This window comes from Bacillus sp. P4_D3 (assembly GCF_056401855.1).
The window spans coordinates 1-1301 of record NZ_JBFUIN010000812.1 but is presented as its reverse complement, the minus strand read 5'-3'; the positions used below and the strand labels follow the sequence as shown (position 1 = coordinate 1301).

The 1301-nt window shown below is 36.2% G+C and carries 1 protein-coding gene; it reads right to left on the bottom strand.

Going from position 1 to position 1301, the window contains the following annotated elements; translation table 11 throughout:
- Nucleotides 1-27: 27 nt before the first annotated feature.
- Entirely contained in the window at nt 28-1248 is a 1221-nt protein-coding gene (gene hblD / locus AC1DTM_RS26930; RefSeq protein ID WP_002120795.1) for a hemolytic enterotoxin HBL lytic component L1, read from the bottom strand.
- Nucleotides 1249-1301: the final 53 nt, after the last annotated feature.

The following is a 1301-nucleotide window of genomic DNA, read 5'->3' as shown; positions in this document are numbered from 1 at the left end:
CTCCTATATAGGTCTTAATTTTCAGTTCTATTCTTGTTTAAAAGCGATGTCTTTCGAAATGAATTCTGCATCTTTATGAATATCATTCCAGCTTTGTTTAGCAGCTTTTAAATCATCAGGTATTAAAGAGAATTTATGTTCTTGCATAGAGTCGATATTATCAAGTAAATCTGTATAGTTAGCCCCCATTGTATTCCATTGCTTCTGAATATTTGTTAGAGACAGTATCGCTTGATCCACTGTCTGATACAGATATGCCAATGTGTCTTTCGCGTTAGTAAGCGAAATAACTGCTTGGCTAGCAAGATCAGCTTTCGTACCTAATTCTCCGATTTTTTTAGAGATTTCGTTATAGGAGTTCATATGATTAGACGCCGTGACACCAGCTGCTGTTCCTAAACCGATACCAGCTGCACCAAGAGCCGACAGGCCACCAATAACAGCCGGTGTTGCTGTACCGCCAGTTACGACAATTACTACCGCTCCTCCAATAGCTGCAATAACTAAAATAGCTGCTCCCAATCCACCACCAATTGACCATGCTAATACATCATCAAAATGTTTTTTCTGAGTAGAACGGAGTTGCTCAATTTCAGCTTGAAGTTGTGGAATTGTTGCCTGCTGACCTGCTAATATTGCCGTTAATCCACCTTTACCATCTGGGCCACCAACATTATTTTTAAAATCTGTAGAATTTTGATATAGTTTCCCTTTGAAGTCTTGTAACATCTTAATTACATCTGTAACTTCTTTTGAATTTGTATTAATTGTAGTGATTAAATCATTTATGCCCTCTTTTAGGCCTGCCTTATCTTTCTTTTGTACAGTATCTACTAATGTGTCGTAATAATTTTGAAATTGCTCATCGTAATTTACAATATTACGTGCTGTTTTTTGAATCTGCGGTTTTGCTGTATCTAGCCAATAATTCGCATTTATTCGAGACAGTTCCTGATTAAGGTGAATATTTTTGATTAATTCTCCCCCTTCTGAACCTAAATCAATATTGGATAAATTTACATTCGGTTGCTTAATCATTGTTTTTGCGTACAAATCCATTACAAGAATATGAGATCCTGTTTCAGCCAATGCTTTCTTCAGTCCTTCAGGCCCTAATGCATAATTCCCTATTTTCTGTTCTTGAGCGGTCTGTTCTTGTGCAAATGCATGAATAGTGTTACCGGTAGTAGAAGTTATAACCGTTGCCAGTGTGGCTAAAGTTAACACTTTAAATGGAAATTTCTTCATATCTATTTTCCTCCCTATTTTTCGATAGATTCTTATAACCTTCATATTTTTAT